This is a genomic window from Kitasatospora sp. NPDC023176, from assembly GCF_055560495.1.
Genome location: NZ_JBVHIP010000004.1, coordinates 159,453 through 174,233 on the forward strand (window position 1 = coordinate 159,453; position 14,781 = coordinate 174,233).

Sequence of the window (14,781 nt, forward strand, 5' to 3'; positions counted from 1 at the left end):
GCCCGAACCCCCGTGCGGGCCCGGGAAGTCGGCGACTTCCCGGGCCCGGGGGGTACTACTCCCGCCCGACCGAGGTGTTGCGCATGTCCGCGTAACGGTCCCCGGCGACCTGTCCGGCCAGCGGCTCCAGCAGCGCCAGCTCCGCCGCGCTCAGCCGCAGGGCCGCCGCACCGGTGTTCTCGACCAGCCGGCTGCGCTTGCGGGTGCCGGGGATCGGCACCACGGTCAGCCCGTGCACCTGCGCCCGCTGGTGCACCCAGGCCAGCGCGACCTGGGCGAGCGTGGCGCCGTGGGCCGCGGCGATCTCCCGCATCGGCGCGAGCAGTTCGCCGTTGGCAACGGCGTTCTCGCCGGTGTAGCGGGGGTGGGTGCGGCGGAAGTCGTCCGCCGCGAGCTTCGCGGCGTCCTGGAACGCGCCGGTCAGGAAGCCGCGCCCGAGCGGCGAGTACGGCACGAAGGTGACGCCCAGCTCGGCCGCGGCGGGCACCGCCGACCGCTCGACGTCACGGGCGAACACCGACCACTCGGACTGCACCGCGGCGATCGGGTGCACGGCGTGCGCCTCGCGCAGCTCGGCCCCGGTCACCTCGGACAGGCCCAGCTGCCGGACCTTGCCGGCCCGCACCAGCTCGGCCATGGCGCCGACCGATTCGGCCAGCGGCACGTCCGGGTTGCGGCGGTGCATGTAGTAGAGGTCGATCACGTCCACGCCGAGCCGGCGCAGCGAGCCCTCCACGGCGCTGCGGATGTACGCCGGGTCGTTGCGGATGGCGCGCTTGGACGGGTCGTTCTCGTCGCGCTCGATGGCGAACTTGGTGGCGAGCACCACCTGGTCGCGGTTGGCCCGGATGAAGGGGCCGATGAACTCCTCGTTGCGGCCGGAGCCGTACATGTCCGCGGTGTCGAACAACGTGACGCCGGCCTCCAGCGCGGCGTCCAGCGTGGCGAGCGCCTCGGCGGAGTCGGTCGGGCCGTAGAACTCGCTCATGCCCATGCAGCCGAGGCCCTGGACGCCCACCAGCGGGCCGTCGGTGCCGAGGGGTGCGGTGGGAAGGACGGGGTGAGTCATGCGCTCTGCTCTTCCTCTACTCGGTGGTACTGGCATCGGACGGGGGCGCCGGTGGCGTCGGCGATCCTCCCGGCATAGAGATCGATCTTGTGGTCGAGGACGGCCAGGGTGGCCTGCAGGTCGGTGATCCGCTGCCGGACCTCCTCGCGCTGCGCCTCCAGCAGCTCCCGCCGCTCGGCGTAGGTCTCCTCGCCGCGGCGGGCCATGTCGACGTACTTGAGCATGTCCGCCACCGACATCCCGGTCAGCCGCAGCCGGCCCAGGAAGGCCAGCCGGTGCAGGTCGCCGTCGCAGTAGCGGCGCTGGCCGCCGGCCGCGCGGTCGACCGGGTCGAGCAGCCCGATCCGCTCGTACCAGCGCAGGGTGTGGGCGGTCAGCCCGCTGGCCGCGGCGACCTCGCTGATGGTGTGCCGCGGGGTGCGGTCCGGCTCGCCGACCGGGCCCTTGAACACCTCGGCGCAGCTGCGCAGACCGGCCCTGGCCCGTACGGGTGTGGCCATGATCGATTCCCCCTGTCCTGTGACGATGACGACGCTACCGAGTTGGAGTGCACTCCAAGCAAGCCGCCGAGCCGGGTGGCCCCACCACCCCGATCCGGCCCCGGCTAGAGTCGACCGCATGGAGAGCTTGCGGATGATCGACAACTGGCCCGTGCCCCACGCCGCCGCCGCGGTGGTCCGGGGGTCGGACGGCGCGGTGCTGGGCGCCCACGGTCCGCAGCAGCACCTCTTCCCGCTGGCCTCGGTGACCAAGCTGCTCACCTCCTACGCGGCCCTGGTCGCCCTGGAGGAGGGCGTGTTCGAGCTGGACGACCCGGCCGGCCCGCCCGGCTCGACCGTCCGCCACCTGCTCGCCCACACCTCCGGCCTCGGCTTCGACGAGGACCGGCTGTTCGCCGAGCCCGGCAACCGCCGGCTCTACTCCAACGCCGGTTTCGACGTGCTCGCCCGCACCCTGGCCGAGGCCGCCGGGATCGCGTTCCACCAGTACGTCGCCGAGGCGGTGTTCGAGCCGCTGGGCATGCACGACACCCTGATCAACACCACGAGCAAGTCCCCGGCCGGCGCCGGCGGCCTGTCCACGGTCGCCGACCTCACCCGGTTCGCCGCCGAGCTGCAGTCCCCCAAGCTGCTGGACCCGTCCACCCTCCACCGGGCCACCCGCGAGGTCGCCTTCCCCGGCACCAGCGGCGTGCTGCCCGGCTACGGCCACCGCCGCCCGAACGACTGGGGCCTCGGCTTCGAGATCCGCGACGGCAAGAGCCCGCACTGGACCGGCACCGCCAACTCCCCCGGGACCTTCGGCCACTTCGGCCAGTCCGGCACCTTCCTCTGGGTCGACCCGCAGGCCGGCGCGGCCTGCATCGCCCTCACCGACCGGGACTTCGGCCCCTGGGCCGTCGAGGCCTGGCCGCCGCTCTCCGACGCCGTCCTCACCGAACTGAACGGCTGAGGCGGATATCCGGCGGCCGTCCGGCCCTCAGCCGTACGAGACCGGCGAGTGCATCTCCCAGAACAGCAGCTGGGCGCCGGTCTCGCCGGCCGCCGGGTCGGCGAAGGCCTCGCCGGTGATCCGCACGCTGTCGCCGGGCACCATCGACCGGCCTGCGCCCTTGGGCCCCGGGACGGTCCGGTAGCCCAGCGAGCCGGCCGCCAGGTGCGCGTACCGCCAGGGCGCCGCCGGCAGTTCGGGCAGCGGCTGCCACGGGCCGGCGGTGGCCAGCCAGAGCGCGGCGTCACCGCGGCGCAGCCGCAGGGCGTCCGTCCCGGCGTCCCGCTCCAGCCCGGAGGCCAGCAGCGTCAACCCGCCGTCCGCCGGTTCCACCTTGCGCAGCCTGTACCCGGGGGCGGCGTCGAACTCGTCCGGCTGCAGCCACATCTGGACGAAGCGCACCGGGCCGGTGGCACCGCCGACGTTGCGCTCGGTGTGGGTGACCCCGGAGCCCGCACTCAGGTGCTGGATCATGCCCGGGCGCACCACCCCGCTGTGGCCGTGCGAGTCCCGGTGGGCGAGTGCGCCCTCCAGCACCCAGGTGAGGATCTCGGTGTCCCGGTGCTTGTGCTCCTCGAACCCGGCGCCGGGGGCGAGGAGTTCCTCGTTGCAGGCGAGCAGCGCGCCGAAGTGGGTGTTCTTCGGGTCGTAGTGGCCGGAGAAGGAGAACGCGTGCCGGGTCTCGACGCCCTCGGCGGGGGTGGAGCGGTAGCGCTCGGCGGTGCGGCGCAGGTCGGCACGGGGGCGGGCGGCGGCGTCGGTCACGGGCCCCACCGTACTGTGCCGGGCGGCCCGTCCCCGGGCGCGGGCGCGCCCCGCGCCCCGCGGGTGTGACCGGGACCGTCGCGCCCCCGTGCCGGGGGGTGTGCACGAGCAGCCACTCGCGTGAGGCAGTCTTGTCCTTGTGCCAGCCGCTTCCGCGAACTCCAAGAGCGATCCCAGTCCCGCCGCCGATCCCGCCGGGAACAGCCCGGCGCCCCGGGGCGGCCGTGACCGCCCCGGCCGCCCCGCGCCCCGGCTGACGGCCCAGGAGCGCAGAAACGCCGCCGAGCGGGCCGAGCGCCGGGCCGCGACGCTCAAGCGGCTGGAGAAGTCCTCGGGGAAGCTGGCCACCGCCGCGATCTCGCGGATGGACGACGAGCTCGGCTGGTACCGGCGGATGCCGCCGGAGCACCGTTCCTGGATCGGCCTGGTCGCCCAGGCCGGCATCGCGGCCTTCACCGAGTGGTACCGCCACCCGGAGGCCGCCCGGGCGATCTCCACCGACGTCTTCGGCACCGCCCCGCGCGAGCTGACCCGGGCGATCACGCTGCGCCAGACCGTGGAGCTGATCCGCACCACGATCGAGGTGATGGAGGAGGCCATCGAGGAGGTGGCCGCCCCCGGCGACGAGGCGGACATGCGCGAGTCCGTGCTGGTCTACGCCCGGGAGATCGCCTTCGCCACGGCCCAGGTGTACGCCCAGGCGGCCGAGGCACGCGGCGCCTGGGACGCCCGGCTGGAGGCGCTGGTGGTGAACTCCCTGCTGTCCGGCGACGCCGACGAGGGGGTGCTCTCGCGCGCCGCCGCACTGGGCTGGGGCCAGCCCAGCCAGGTCCGGGTGGTGATGGGCAGCGCCCCGGACGGGGACAGCGAGCTGGTGGTCGAGGCGATCCGCCGGGCCGCCCGGTACGCCAAGCTGAACGTGCTGACCGGGGTGCTGGGCAAGCGCCTGGTGGTCGTGGTCGGCGGTGAGAAGGAGCCGGTGCACGCCGCCCGGGCGCTGATCGGCCAGTTCGCGCCGGGCCCGGTGGTGATCGGCCCGACCGTGCCGGACCTGCTGTCGGCGACCCGCTCGGCGCACGCCGCGGCGGCCGGTCTGCGGGCCTGCGCCGCCTGGCCGGACGCCCCCCGCCCGGTGCTCGCCGACGACCTGCTGCCGGAGCGGGCGCTGGCCGGGGACCAGCCCGCCCGCCGCCAGTTGGTGGAGGAGATCTACACACCGCTGGACGAGGCCGGCTCCGCCCTGCTGGAGACGCTGAGCGTCTACCTGGAGCAGGCGTCCTCGCTGGAGGGCGCGGCCCGGATGCTCTTCGTGCACCCCAACACGGTGCGCTACCGGCTACGACGTGTGACCGACGTCACGGGGTACGCCCCCTCCGACGTACGTTCGGCGTTCACTCTGCGGATCGCACTGGCCCTCGGCCGGCTCACCGCCGCCGGAGAGCCCGGCTGAGCCGGAGTGTAGGGACCATACAATCCCGGATGGTTTTCTTCGTTACCGTCGCCTACCCGCCCCTGGGCGCCTGGCGAGAGAGGGTTGAACCGTGCTCGTAATCGTCGCCCCTGGACAGGGTGCCCAGTCCCCCGGTTTCCTCAGCCCCTGGCTGGAGCTCGACGGTGTCGCCGACCGCCTGCGCGGCTGGTCGGAGGTCGCCGGGCTCGACCTGGTGCACGCCGGGACCGAGGCGTCCGCCGAGGAGATCAAGGACACCGCCGTCGCCCAGCCGCTGCTGGTCGCGGCCGGTCTGGTGACCGCCCGTGAGCTGTTCCCGGACGAGGACGTCGCCCGCAAGCTGGTCGGCGCCGTCGCCGGTCACAGCGTCGGCGAGATCACCGCCGCCGCCGGCGCCGGGGTGCTCAGCGCCCATGACGCGCTGGCCTTCGTGCGGGAGCGCGGCCGGGCCATGGCCGAGGCCGCCACCGTCACCGAGACCGGTATGACCGCCGTGCTCGGCGGCGACCCGGAGGTCGTCGCGGCGAAGCTGGCCGAGCACGGCCTGACCGCGGCCAACAACAACGGCGGCGGCCAGATCGTCGCGGCCGGCACGCTGGCCCAGCTGGAGGCCCTGAAGGCGGACCCGCCGGCCGGCGCCAAGCTGATCGCGCTCAAGGTGGCCGGTGCCTTCCACACCGAGCACATGGCCCCCGGCGTCGAGCGGCTGGCCGCGCTGGCCCCGAGCCTGACCGTGGCCGACCCGCAGGTCCGCTACGTGTCCAACAAGGACGGCGAGGTCGTCGGTTCCGGCGCCGAGGTGCTGGCCCGTCTGGTGTCGCAGGTCTCCAACCCGGTCCGCTGGGACCTCTGCATGGAGACCCTCGGGCAGCTGGGCGCGACCGCCGTGATCGAGCTGTCCCCCGCGGGCACGCTGACCGGGCTGCTCAAGCGCAACCTGAAGGGTGTGGCCACGCTCGCCCTGAAGACCCCCGCCGATCTGGACAAGGCCCGCGAGCTCATCGCGGAGCACGGCGGTCAGGACCAGCAGGACCAGGAGGACCAGGCATGACCAAGCCGCAGATCCGACCCGCCACCGGCGCGCAGTACTCCCGCATCCAGGGGGTCGGCGGCTACCGTCCGGTCCGGGTCGTCCCCAACTCCGAGGTCCTGGAGTGGATCGACTCCTCCGACGAGTGGATCCGCACCCGCAGCGGGATCGCCGAGCGCCGCTGGGCCGGCCCGGAGGAGTCCGTCTCCGAGATGTCGGTGCAGGCCGCCGGCAAGGCGATCGCGCAGGCCGGCATCGCCCCGGAGCAGATCGGCGGCGTGATCGTCGCGACCGTCTCGCACTTCAAGCAGACCCCCGCGATCGCCACCGAGATCGCCGAGCGGCTCGGCTGCGGCACCGCCCCGGCCTTCGACATCTCGGCCGCCTGCGCCGGCTTCGGCTACGGCCTGGGCCTGGCCGACGGCATGATCCGCGGCGGCAACGCCGAGTACGTGCTGGTGATCGGCGTCGAGCGGCTCAGCGACCTGACCGACACGTCGGACCGTTCGACCGCCTTCATCTTCGGCGACGGCGCCGGCGCCGTGATCGTCGGCCCGTCCGACACCCCGGGCATCGGCAAGCTGGTCTGGGGCTCGGACGGCTCGCAGGCCGACGTCATCACCCAGACCCAGGCCTGGGACACCGCCTTCGCCAAGCCGGGCGCGATCAACGGCCAGGCCGAGGACCCGGAGCAGGGCCGCACCTGGCCGGCCCTGCGGATGGACGGCCAGCCGGTCTTCCGCTGGGCGGTCTGGGAGATGGCCAAGGTGGCCCAGCAGGCGCTGGACGCCGCCGGGATCACCGCCGACCAGCTCGGCGCCTTCATCCCGCACCAGGCCAACATGCGGATCACCGACGCCATGATCAAGGCGCTCAAGCTGCCCGCGTCGGTGCCGGTCGCCCGCGACATCGCCGAGACCGGCAACACCTCCGCTGCCTCCATCCCGCTGGCGATGGAGCGCATGCTGGAGTCCGGCGAGGCCCACAGCGGCGACCTCGCGCTGATCATCGGGTTCGGGGCGGGTCTCGTCTACGCCGCGGCGGTCGTTACGCTCCCCTAGGCGCGTTTCGCCCCATCCATCCACAAGCCCGTGTTCGGCCGACGGTCGGACACGTTCACCATCGAAGAGGAGCAGCCAGTATGGCTACCAAGGACGAGGTCCTGGAAGGTCTCGCCGAGATCGTCAACGAGATCGCCGGCATCCCGGCGGAGGACGTCCAGGAGGACAAGTCCTTCACCGACGACCTGGACGTCGACTCGCTGTCCATGGTCGAGGTCGTCGTGGCCGCCGAGGAGCGCTTCGACGTCAAGATCCCGGACGACGAGGTCAAGAACCTGAAGACGGTCGGCGACGCGGTGAACTACATCCTCACCAACGCCGGCGCCTGAGCGTTCGAGTCGCCCAGTCCGTCCGGCGTGACAACACACGCCCCGGACGGCTGACCCGTCGGCCCGGCTCCCCCGAGCCAGGCCGACCCGCCGGCCGGACGCCCCACCCGGGCGCCCGGCCGGGCCCTTCCTCGGCTCGCCGCCGACCCCGCACGAACGTGAAAGAAGAGAGACCAGTGACCGCTGAGAACCGAACCGTGGTCGTCACGGGTATCGGCGCCTTCACGCCGCTGGGCGGCGACGCCGCCACGACCTGGGAGAACCTGGTCGCCGGGCGCTCCGGAGTGGCGGCCCTCACCGAGGAGTGGGCCGCGGACCTGCCGGTCCGGATCGCCGCGCGCACCGCGGTCGAGCCGGGCGAGATCCTGCCCCGGCCGCTGGCCCGGAAGCTGGACCGCTCCGCCCAGTTCGCGCTGATCGCCGCCCGCGAGGCCTGGGCCGACGCCGGCTTCGAGACCCCGGCCACCGACGAGTCCTCCAAGCTCGCCCCCGAGCGCCTGGGCGCGGTGATCGCCTCCGGCATCGGCGGCGTGACCACCCTGCTCGACCAGTACGACGTACTGAAGGAGAAGGGCGCCCGCAAGGTCTCCCCGCACACCGTCCCGATGCTGATGCCCAACTCCCCGGCGGCCAACGTCGGTCTGGAGGTCGGCGCCCGCGCGGGTGTGCACACCCCCGTCTCCGCCTGCGCCTCCGGCGCCGAGGCGATCGGCTACGCGATCGAGATGATCCGCAGCGGCCGCGCCGACGTCGTGGTGGCCGGCGGCACCGAGGCGGCGATCCACCCGCTGCCGATCGCCGCGTTCGCCAACATGATGGCGATGTCCAAGAAGAACGACGAGCCCGAGCGCGCCTCGCGCCCGTACGACAAGGCCCGCGACGGCTTCGTGCTGGGCGAGGGTGCCGGTGTGGTCGTGCTGGAGTCGCTGGAGCACGCCGAGGCCCGCAGTGCCCGGATCTACTGCGAGGCGGTCGGCCAGGGTCTGTCCTCGGACGCCCACCACATTGCCCAGCCCGAGCCGACCGGCGCCGGTGTGGCCCGCGCGCTGGCCGACCTGTTCGACCGCAACGAGCTGGACAAGGCCGAGATCGTGCACGTCAACGCGCACGCCACCTCGACCCCGCAGGGCGACACCGCCGAGCTGAAGGCGCTGCGCAAGGAGCTGGGCGAGGACCTCGACCACATCCTGGTCTCGGCGACCAAGTCGATGACCGGTCACCTGCTGGGCGGCGCCGGCGGCATCGAGACCGTCGCCACCGTGCAGGCGCTGTACCACCGGATCGCCCCGCCGACCATCAACGTCGAGGAGCTGGACGACGAGGTGGACGCGAGGATCGTGACCGAGGCGACCCCGCTGCCCGAGGGCCGGATCGCCGCGCTGAACAACTCGTTCGGCTTCGGCGGCCACAACGTGGTGCTGGCCTTCCGCACCCGCTGACCCCGGTCCGCACCCGAAGGCCCACGACGAAGGGGCCGGCGCTCTCCGCGAGCGCCGGCCCCTTCGTCGTGGGCGCCGGCTCAGACCACCTGGTGCAGCCAGCGCACCGGCGCGCCCTCGCCCGCGTAGCGGAAGGGCTCCAGTTCGTCGTCCCAGGGCTTGCCGAGCAGCCGGGAGATCTCGGCCTCCAGGTCGGCGCCCTCGCTGCGGGCCCGCAGCAGGACGGCCCGCAGCCGGTCCTCGGGGATGAGGATGTCGCCGTGGATGCCCGTGACGGCGTGGAAGATGCCGAGCGTGGGCGTGCTGCTGTACCGCTCCCCCTCCGCCGTGGCGCAGGGCTCGCTGGTCACCTCGTACCGCATCAGCTGCCAGCCGCGCAGCGCGGAGGCGACCTTGGAGGCGGTGCCGGGCTCCCCCTGCCAGGAGAGTTCGGCGCGCCAATGCCCGGGTGCGGCCGGCTGGCGGATCCAGTCCAGGCTCACCCGCACACCGAGCACCCCCGCGACGGCCCACTCGACGTGCGGGCACAGCGCGCGGGGCGCGGAGTGGATGTAGAGAACTCCACGTGTCGTCACCGGGACCTCCAGGCTGTGGACGAGGGTCGCCTTCCCCAGCTGCCTCGTGCCTGCAGTTGATCCACAGTTACCCACGTTAGCCGACATTAAGCTACTAAATTGAGCAAAACGGACAGGCTTTCGCTCAATGCTAGTCGAATCCTCAACGAGGTCTACCCCTCGGCCGGATCTCTCCCCCGAACGGCCCCATCGCCAGGCGGGACCACCGTACCGCGCGGCGCCGCGCGATGGTTGACCCACTTTCGGATCCGGCCGGAATGCGGTAGTGCGGCCGGATCCCCAGCGCCGTGCACGCGAACCGCCCCGCGCGCCCGGTCCGGGGCGGCGGGGCGGTCCGTTCCCTGACGGGACGTCAGCCATCCAGGCGGACGACCATCTTGCCGGTGTTGACGCCGCGCAGCAGGTCGATGAAGGCCTCGGCGGCGTTCTCGAAGCCGTCCACCACGGTCTCCTCGGTGCGCAGTTCGCCGGACTTCAGCCAGCCGCCCACCTCGGTGACGAACTGCGGCTGCAGGGCGGCGTGGTCGCCCACCAGCATGCCCTCCAGGCGCAGCCGCTTGCCGATCGCCATCGCCAGGTTGCGCGGGGCGGCGGGCGCGGTGGTGTCGTTGTACTGGGCGATCGCGCCGCAGAGCACCGCCCGGCCGTGCACGCCGAGGGCGCCGATGGCGGCCTCCAGGTGGTCCCCGCCGACGTTGTCGAAGTAGAGGTCGATGCCCTCCGGGGCGGCCTTCGCGAGCTGCTCGGCGACCGGGGCGTCCTTGTAGTTGAAGGCCGCGTCGAAGCCGAACTCGTCCACCAGCTTGGCGACCTTCTCCGCCGAGCCGGCCGAGCCGACCACCAGCGAGGCGCCCTTGAGCCGGGCGATCTGGCCGACCAGCGAGCCAACGGCGCCGGCCGCGCCGGAGACGAAGACCTTGTCGCCCTCCTTGAGGCCGCCGACGGCGAGCAGCCCGGCGTAGGCGGTCATGCCGGGCATGCCGAGCACGCCGAGGTAGGCGGAGAGCGGGGCGGCGGCCGGGTCGACCTTGACGGCGCGCCCGGCGTCCAGGGTGGCGTACTCGCGCCAGCCGAGCCCGTGCAGCACGGCGTCGCCGGGGGCGAAGCCCTCGGCCTCGGACGCGACCACGTAGCCGACCGCGCCGCCGTCCATGGCCTGGCCGAGCTGGAACGGGGGCACGTACGACTTCACGTCGTTCATCCGGCCGCGCATGTACGGGTCCACCGAGAGGTGGGTGTTGCGGACCAGGATCTCGCCCGGGCCCGGGGTCCGGACCGGGGCCTCGACCAGGGCGAAGTCGGTGGGCGCCGGCCAGCCCTGGGGGCGCGCGGCGAGGTGCCATTCACGGGCGGTGGCGGGGGCGGCCTGCTCTGCCATGGGGGTGCTCCTCGGGAGGGGGGTTTCGGCAGGTGAAAGGTTGAGCAACTGAAGTAACGATGGGCATGAAAGGTTCATGTTGTCAACTTTTCAGGTAGACTCTGGGGCATGGACACTCAGCAGACCGAGGCCGCCACGCCGCAGTCCGACGAGATCACCCGCGAGGTCGTCGACCTGATGGCCAACCTGGTCGCACTGTTCCACCGCGAGTACGAGGAGGCCGCCGCCGCCCGTTCGCTCACCGGCGCCCAGGCCAAGGTGCTCGCGCTACTGCGGCGCGGCCCGCTGCCGATGCGCCACATCGCCCAGACGCTCAGCTGCGAGCCCTCCAACATCACCGGCATCGTCGACCGGCTGGAGGCCCGCGGCTTCGTGACCCGCGAGGCCGACCGGCAGGACCGCCGGGTCAAGCTGGTCGCCGCCACCGAGACCGGCGCGGCCGCCTCCGAGGAGCTGCGCGAGTCGCTCAACTTCGCCCGCGAACCGCTCGCCGCGCTCGGCCCGCAGGAGCGGACGATGCTGCGGGACCTGCTCCGGCGGATGCTCACCGGCGCGTCCGGCCCCGGAGCGTGACGAGGGTCACGCCCTCAGGGATCGATTGCCCCGCCCTCCGGGGGTAACCGAACAGCCTTCCGGAACGTCTAACGTTCGAAACACCGAACGCGAGACACCTGAAGACGGGGGGCACCGAGGATGAGCAGCAGCACGCGCCGGCGCCGGTACCTGCGGACCGCCATCGGCCTGGCCGCCGTTCTGGTGCTGTCGGTCGTGGGAGCCGGGGCCTGGTTCTACCACCGGCTGGACAGCAACATCACCACTTTCGACGCGGGCGGCGTCGCCACCGAGCGCCCGCCCGCCCCCGTCCCGGCCACCCCCGGCGCCCAGGTGCCGGTCAACGTGCTGCTGCTCGGCTCGGACACCCGGGACGACGGCAACAACGCGCTGGGCGGCGGCGACGAGGGCGTCGGCAACTCGGACACCGCGATCCTGGTGCACGTCTACGCCGACCACAAGCACGCCGTCGGCGTCTCCATACCCCGCGACACCCTGGTCACCATCCCGTCCTGCAAGCTGGCGAACGGCAGCTGGAGCAAGCCGCGCAACGACCAGATGTTCAACTCCGCGTTCAGCCTCGGCGAGCTGCCCAAGGGCAACCCGGCCTGCACCCAGAACACCGTGGAGGCGCTCACCGGGCTGCGGATCGACCACACCGTCGTGGTCGACTTCAAGGGCGCCGCCGCGATGACCGACGCGCTCGGCGGCGTGGACGCCTGTGTGCCCAACGACGTGAACGAGTACGGCATCCAGCTGAAGAAGGGGATGCAGAAGCTCTCCGGCAAGTCCGCGGTGGACTACCTGCGGGCGCGCCACGGCATCGGCGACAACTCCGACATCGGCCGGATGCGGCGCCAGCAGGCCTTCCTCTCCTCGATGATCAAGAAGGTCCAGGGCGACGGCTTCTCGCTGCCCACCCTGCTGCCGCTGGCCGACGCCGCCACCAAGTCGCTCACCGTGGACGAGGGCCTCGGCACCGCGATGAAGCTGGTGGACTTCGCCCGCTCGATGGAGGACATCAAGCTCTCCGACGTCACCTTCGTGACCGCGCCCTGGCGCTTCGCCGGGGATCGGGTGCGGCTGGTCCAGCCGGACGCCGACACCCTGTGGAAGCTGCTGAAGGAGGACCGCACCCTGGACGGGCAGAGCACCGCCGGCACCGGCGCGGCCACCGCCCCGGCCTCCGCCGGCGCCAGCCCCACCCCGAACGCGCCGCTCACCGCCGAGCAGGCCGCCGCCCCGATCACCGTCGTCAACGGCGTCGGCACCGCCGGGCTGGCCGGCTCCGGCGCCGAGACGCTCAAGGCCCGCGGCTTCCAGAACGTCACCCTCGGCGCCAACAACCCCGGCAAGCAGCACACCCAGGTCTCCTACGACCCGAGCCTGAAGGCCACCGCCGACCAGGTCACCGCCCTCTTCCCCGGCGCCGGCGCGGTCGAGGAACCGGGCTCGGGCGCGATCACCGTCACCCTCGGCGCGGACTACCGGGCGGCCGGCACCCAGCTCGACTCGGTGACCACGCCGCCGGCTTCGCCCACCGCCACCACCACCGCACCCAGCGGGGTCCCCACCGGCATAGCGGAGAACACCCGCGGCGCCGACACCGACCCCTGCGCCGATCTGACCTTCGGATCCTGACCTTCGGATCCTGAGCTTCGGGTCCTGAGCCCGGGTCCTGAGCCCGGGTCCTGACTAGCTACTCCGGATCCGGCAGGCCGGTGACGACGGCCGTCAGGCGGGTGCCGCGCTCGAAGGCACCCGCCCCGGCCAGGTCGGCCAGCGCGGCGAGCAGTTTGGCGACGTACCGGTGCTCCACCGGGATGCCGTGGCGGCGCTCGAACTCCCCGGCGAAGGCGGCCAGTTCGGCCGGGACCTTGCCGTAGCCGCCGCCGTGGTGCGCGTGGTCGATCCGCCAGTTGTCGAACTCGCGGCCGAAGCCGGCCCGGTGCAGCCGGGCGACCTCCGCCTCCAGGTAGCCCTCGCCGCCGCGCAGCACGGCCACCCCGAGCGCCCGGGCGCCCGCCGGCAGCCCCGCCGCGATGCCGGCCAGGGTGCCGCCGGTGCCGACCGGGCAGCAGACCACGTCGCGCCCGTCCAGACCGGGCAGTTCGGCCGGGATCGCGGCCGCGCCGACCGCGGCCAGGCCGTTGGAACCGCCCTCCGGGAGCACCAGGCAGGGCCCCCAGCGGCGCCGCAGTTCCGTACCGTCCTCGGCGCCGGCCCGGCCGGTGGCCTCCCGGTAGGCGGCCCGGGTGAGGAACTCCAGCCGCATCCCGGCCCGTTCGGCGGTCCGCAGCGACCAGTTGCGCGGCCGGTCGGCCAGCTCCTCGCCGCGCACCAGCCCGACGCTCTCCAGCCCGAGCGCCCCGGCGGCGACCGCGACCGCCCGCAGGTGGGTCGAGTAGGCCCCGCCGAAGGTCAGCAGCCGGGTGTGCCCCTGCTCGACGGCGGCGGCCAGATTGGGCCCGAGCTTGCGCCACTTGTTGCCGGGGACGCCGGGGTGCAGCAGGTCGTCCCGCTTGAGCCGCAGTCGGACCCCGGCCCGGGCGAACACCCCGTCGGTGCAGTCCACCAGCGGGGTCGGCAGCAGGGCGGGTTCGAGCATCCGACCACCCTACGGCCCCGGAACGCCGCGGGCCCGGCCGCCTGACCGGCGACCGGGCCCGCACTCCCCCGGGCGGTCAGCCCGCGGCCGCGGCCTCCGCCGCGTGGCCCGCCATCCGCCAGGCCAGCGCCATGCCGAGCGCGCGCGGGACGGGACCGGCCGCCGGGGCCAGCTTCCCGATCCGGCCGCGGTGCTCCCGGCGCTGCCGGGAGCTCAGGACCGACCGGAGCTTCCCCGCCGCGACCAGGGCGGTCAGCGCCGCGTCGGCCGGGTCGACCCGGCTGAGCGGGCCCTTCAGCGCCCCGGTGACGGAGGCCGCCAGCGCCTCGCGCACCCCGGGGTCGTCCAGGGTGACCAGGGTCACCGGGAACAGTCCGGCCACCCGGTGCGGCCGGAGGGTGACCAGGCCGGAGTCCGCCAGGCCGTCCCGGACCCAGCGGATCGGCTGATCCCGCCCGGTGCTCTTGGCACGGCCGACCCAGGAGCTCCAGCTGTGCGGCCGGCCTGCCCTGATCTGGCCCAACAGGCGGGCGCTGTACGGGTCCAGGCCGTCCTCGGCAGCGCCGGTGCGGACCCTGGCGACGGCCTTGCGGCCCTCCTCGTACAGCAGTCCCCGGCGGAGCAGCTCGGTCAGCGCCCCGGCCTGGAGCAGCAGGTTGAGCGAGGAGTGCTGGGTGGTGCGCCCGCGTCGCGGCTCGTAGGCGAGCAGGTAGAGCTTCTCGGGCAGATTGACGGGCAGGTCCATCTCGGTCTCCGAAGGATCTGGAACGATCTGCGGGTCGCCCGGTCGCTGCGGTCAGTCCTCGGCGGGACCACCGCTCTCCGGGCTCTCCTTGGGCGGTCGGCCGCGCCGGGGAAGCCGGGCCGCGCCGCTGGGCATCCGGCCGGCCTCGGTGAGGGCGCGGCGGAGCACGAACTCGATCTGGGCGTTGGTGCTGCGCAGTTCGTCCGCGGCCCACCTGGCCAGTGCGTCGTGAACCGAAGGATCCAGTCGCAGCAGGAGCTTCTTCCGTTCCGTCGCCAACGCCGCGCCC

General features: G+C 73.5%; 16 protein-coding genes. 8 read left to right on the forward strand and 8 right to left on the reverse strand.

What is annotated here, in order from left to right; all coding sequences use genetic code 11:
- Positions 1-55: 55 nt before the first annotated feature.
- Together ACZ3YL_RS08570 and ACZ3YL_RS08575 are read right to left on the reverse strand one after the other, a co-directional pair.
- The gene (locus ACZ3YL_RS08570; protein WP_188302479.1) at positions 56-1,069 is read right to left on the reverse strand and encodes an aldo/keto reductase; all 1,014 of its coding nucleotides are present in this window, start codon (positions 1,067-1,069) and stop codon (positions 56-58) included.
- A complete protein-coding gene (locus ACZ3YL_RS08575; RefSeq protein ID WP_188302480.1) occupies positions 1,066-1,569 on the reverse strand; it encodes a MerR family transcriptional regulator in 504 nt (167 codons plus the stop codon). The genes ACZ3YL_RS08570 and ACZ3YL_RS08575 overlap by 4 nt, the downstream gene beginning before the upstream one ends.
- A gap of 118 nt (positions 1,570-1,687) precedes the next feature.
- Here ACZ3YL_RS08575 and ACZ3YL_RS08580 point away from each other — a divergent pair, with 118 nt between their 5' ends.
- On the forward strand, positions 1,688-2,521 hold the full coding sequence (locus ACZ3YL_RS08580; RefSeq protein WP_465656277.1) for a serine hydrolase domain-containing protein: 834 nt from the start codon (positions 1,688-1,690) through the stop codon (positions 2,519-2,521).
- 27 nt (positions 2,522-2,548) lie between these two features.
- Here the strand turns inward: ACZ3YL_RS08580 and ACZ3YL_RS08585 are convergent, their stop codons facing one another.
- Positions 2,549-3,325 carry a pirin family protein gene (locus tag ACZ3YL_RS08585; protein ID WP_465656279.1) on the reverse strand — a complete coding sequence of 259 codons (777 nt, stop codon included), beginning with the start codon at positions 3,323-3,325 and terminating at the stop codon, positions 2,549-2,551.
- A 253-nt stretch (positions 3,326-3,578) separates the two neighbouring features.
- Here ACZ3YL_RS08585 and ACZ3YL_RS08590 point away from each other — a divergent pair, with 253 nt between their 5' ends.
- The 5 genes from ACZ3YL_RS08590 to fabF all read left to right on the forward strand — a co-directional run bounded on the left by ACZ3YL_RS08590 (position 3,579) and on the right by fabF (position 8,634).
- Positions 3,579-4,775 (forward strand): PucR family transcriptional regulator, encoded by a 1,197-nt coding sequence (locus ACZ3YL_RS08590; protein WP_188304323.1) that lies wholly within the window; start codon positions 3,579-3,581, stop codon positions 4,773-4,775.
- 91 nt (positions 4,776-4,866) lie between these two features.
- Positions 4,867-5,826: an ACP S-malonyltransferase gene (locus tag ACZ3YL_RS08595; protein ID WP_188304321.1), complete on the forward strand. Its 960-nt coding sequence runs from the start codon at positions 4,867-4,869 to the stop codon at positions 5,824-5,826.
- Entirely contained in the window at positions 5,823-6,866 is a 1,044-nt protein-coding gene (locus ACZ3YL_RS08600) for a beta-ketoacyl-ACP synthase III (protein WP_188304320.1), read from the forward strand. The genes ACZ3YL_RS08595 and ACZ3YL_RS08600 overlap by 4 nt, the downstream gene beginning before the upstream one ends.
- 80 nt (positions 6,867-6,946) lie before the next feature.
- Positions 6,947-7,195: an acyl carrier protein gene (locus ACZ3YL_RS08605; RefSeq protein ID WP_188304319.1), complete on the forward strand. Its 249-nt coding sequence runs from the start codon at positions 6,947-6,949 to the stop codon at positions 7,193-7,195.
- A gap of 176 nt (positions 7,196-7,371) precedes the next feature.
- Positions 7,372-8,634, forward strand: a complete 1,263-nt coding sequence (gene fabF / locus ACZ3YL_RS08610; RefSeq protein ID WP_188304318.1) for a beta-ketoacyl-ACP synthase II — start codon at positions 7,372-7,374, stop codon at positions 8,632-8,634.
- 80 nt (positions 8,635-8,714) lie between these two features.
- On the opposite strand, the gene ACZ3YL_RS08615 is transcribed toward fabF, so the two are convergent.
- Entirely contained in the window at positions 8,715-9,209 is a 495-nt protein-coding gene (locus ACZ3YL_RS08615) for a DUF3145 domain-containing protein (protein WP_188304317.1), read from the reverse strand.
- 352 nt (positions 9,210-9,561) lie between these two features.
- A complete protein-coding gene (locus ACZ3YL_RS08620) occupies positions 9,562-10,587 on the reverse strand; it encodes an NADP-dependent oxidoreductase (protein ID WP_465656283.1) in 1,026 nt (341 codons plus the stop codon).
- Between the two features lie 108 nt (positions 10,588-10,695).
- Between ACZ3YL_RS08620 and ACZ3YL_RS08625 the strand changes: the two genes are divergently transcribed.
- Both ACZ3YL_RS08625 and ACZ3YL_RS08630 read left to right on the forward strand, forming a co-directional pair.
- Positions 10,696-11,160, forward strand: coding sequence for a MarR family winged helix-turn-helix transcriptional regulator (locus ACZ3YL_RS08625; protein WP_188304315.1), 465 nt, complete (start codon positions 10,696-10,698; stop codon positions 11,158-11,160).
- Between the two features lie 120 nt (positions 11,161-11,280).
- Positions 11,281-12,780, forward strand: a complete 1,500-nt coding sequence (locus ACZ3YL_RS08630) for an LCP family protein (protein ID WP_188304314.1) — start codon at positions 11,281-11,283, stop codon at positions 12,778-12,780.
- Between the two features lie 58 nt (positions 12,781-12,838).
- On the opposite strand, the gene ACZ3YL_RS08635 is transcribed toward ACZ3YL_RS08630, so the two are convergent.
- The 3 genes from ACZ3YL_RS08635 to ACZ3YL_RS08645 all read right to left on the reverse strand — a co-directional run bounded on the left by ACZ3YL_RS08635 (position 12,839) and on the right by ACZ3YL_RS08645 (position 14,771).
- The gene (locus ACZ3YL_RS08635) at positions 12,839-13,747 is read right to left on the reverse strand and encodes a 1-aminocyclopropane-1-carboxylate deaminase/D-cysteine desulfhydrase (RefSeq protein WP_465656286.1); all 909 of its coding nucleotides are present in this window, start codon (positions 13,745-13,747) and stop codon (positions 12,839-12,841) included.
- Positions 13,748-13,823: 76 nt separating this feature from the next.
- On the reverse strand, positions 13,824-14,492 hold the full coding sequence (locus ACZ3YL_RS08640) for a GOLPH3/VPS74 family protein (RefSeq protein ID WP_188304312.1): 669 nt from the start codon (positions 14,490-14,492) through the stop codon (positions 13,824-13,826).
- A gap of 51 nt (positions 14,493-14,543) precedes the next feature.
- Positions 14,544-14,771: a type II toxin-antitoxin system antitoxin gene (locus tag ACZ3YL_RS08645; protein ID WP_188304311.1), complete on the reverse strand. Its 228-nt coding sequence runs from the start codon at positions 14,769-14,771 to the stop codon at positions 14,544-14,546.
- Positions 14,772-14,781 lie beyond the last annotated feature (10 nt).

Bases quoted from the DNA above. Each gene is read 5' to 3' on its own strand.
- ACZ3YL_RS08570 (WP_188302479.1), bottom strand. From the start codon at position 1,069: ATGACTCACCCCGTCCTTCCCACCGCACCCCTCGGCACCGACGGCCCG.
- ACZ3YL_RS08635 (WP_465656286.1), bottom strand. From the start codon at position 13,747: ATGCTCGAACCCGCCCTGCTGCCGACCCCGCTGGTGGACTGCACCGAC.
- ACZ3YL_RS08630 (WP_188304314.1), top strand. From the start codon at position 11,281: ATGAGCAGCAGCACGCGCCGGCGCCGGTACCTGCGGACCGCCATCGGC.
- ACZ3YL_RS08580 (WP_465656277.1), top strand. From the start codon at position 1,688: ATGGAGAGCTTGCGGATGATCGACAACTGGCCCGTGCCCCACGCCGCC.
- ACZ3YL_RS08600 (WP_188304320.1), top strand. From the start codon at position 5,823: ATGACCAAGCCGCAGATCCGACCCGCCACCGGCGCGCAGTACTCCCGC.
- ACZ3YL_RS08575 (WP_188302480.1), bottom strand. From the start codon at position 1,569: ATGGCCACACCCGTACGGGCCAGGGCCGGTCTGCGCAGCTGCGCCGAG.
- ACZ3YL_RS08605 (WP_188304319.1), top strand. From the start codon at position 6,947: ATGGCTACCAAGGACGAGGTCCTGGAAGGTCTCGCCGAGATCGTCAAC.
- ACZ3YL_RS08625 (WP_188304315.1), top strand. From the start codon at position 10,696: ATGGACACTCAGCAGACCGAGGCCGCCACGCCGCAGTCCGACGAGATC.
- ACZ3YL_RS08620 (WP_465656283.1), bottom strand. From the start codon at position 10,587: ATGGCAGAGCAGGCCGCCCCCGCCACCGCCCGTGAATGGCACCTCGCC.
- ACZ3YL_RS08640 (WP_188304312.1), bottom strand. From the start codon at position 14,492: ATGGACCTGCCCGTCAATCTGCCCGAGAAGCTCTACCTGCTCGCCTAC.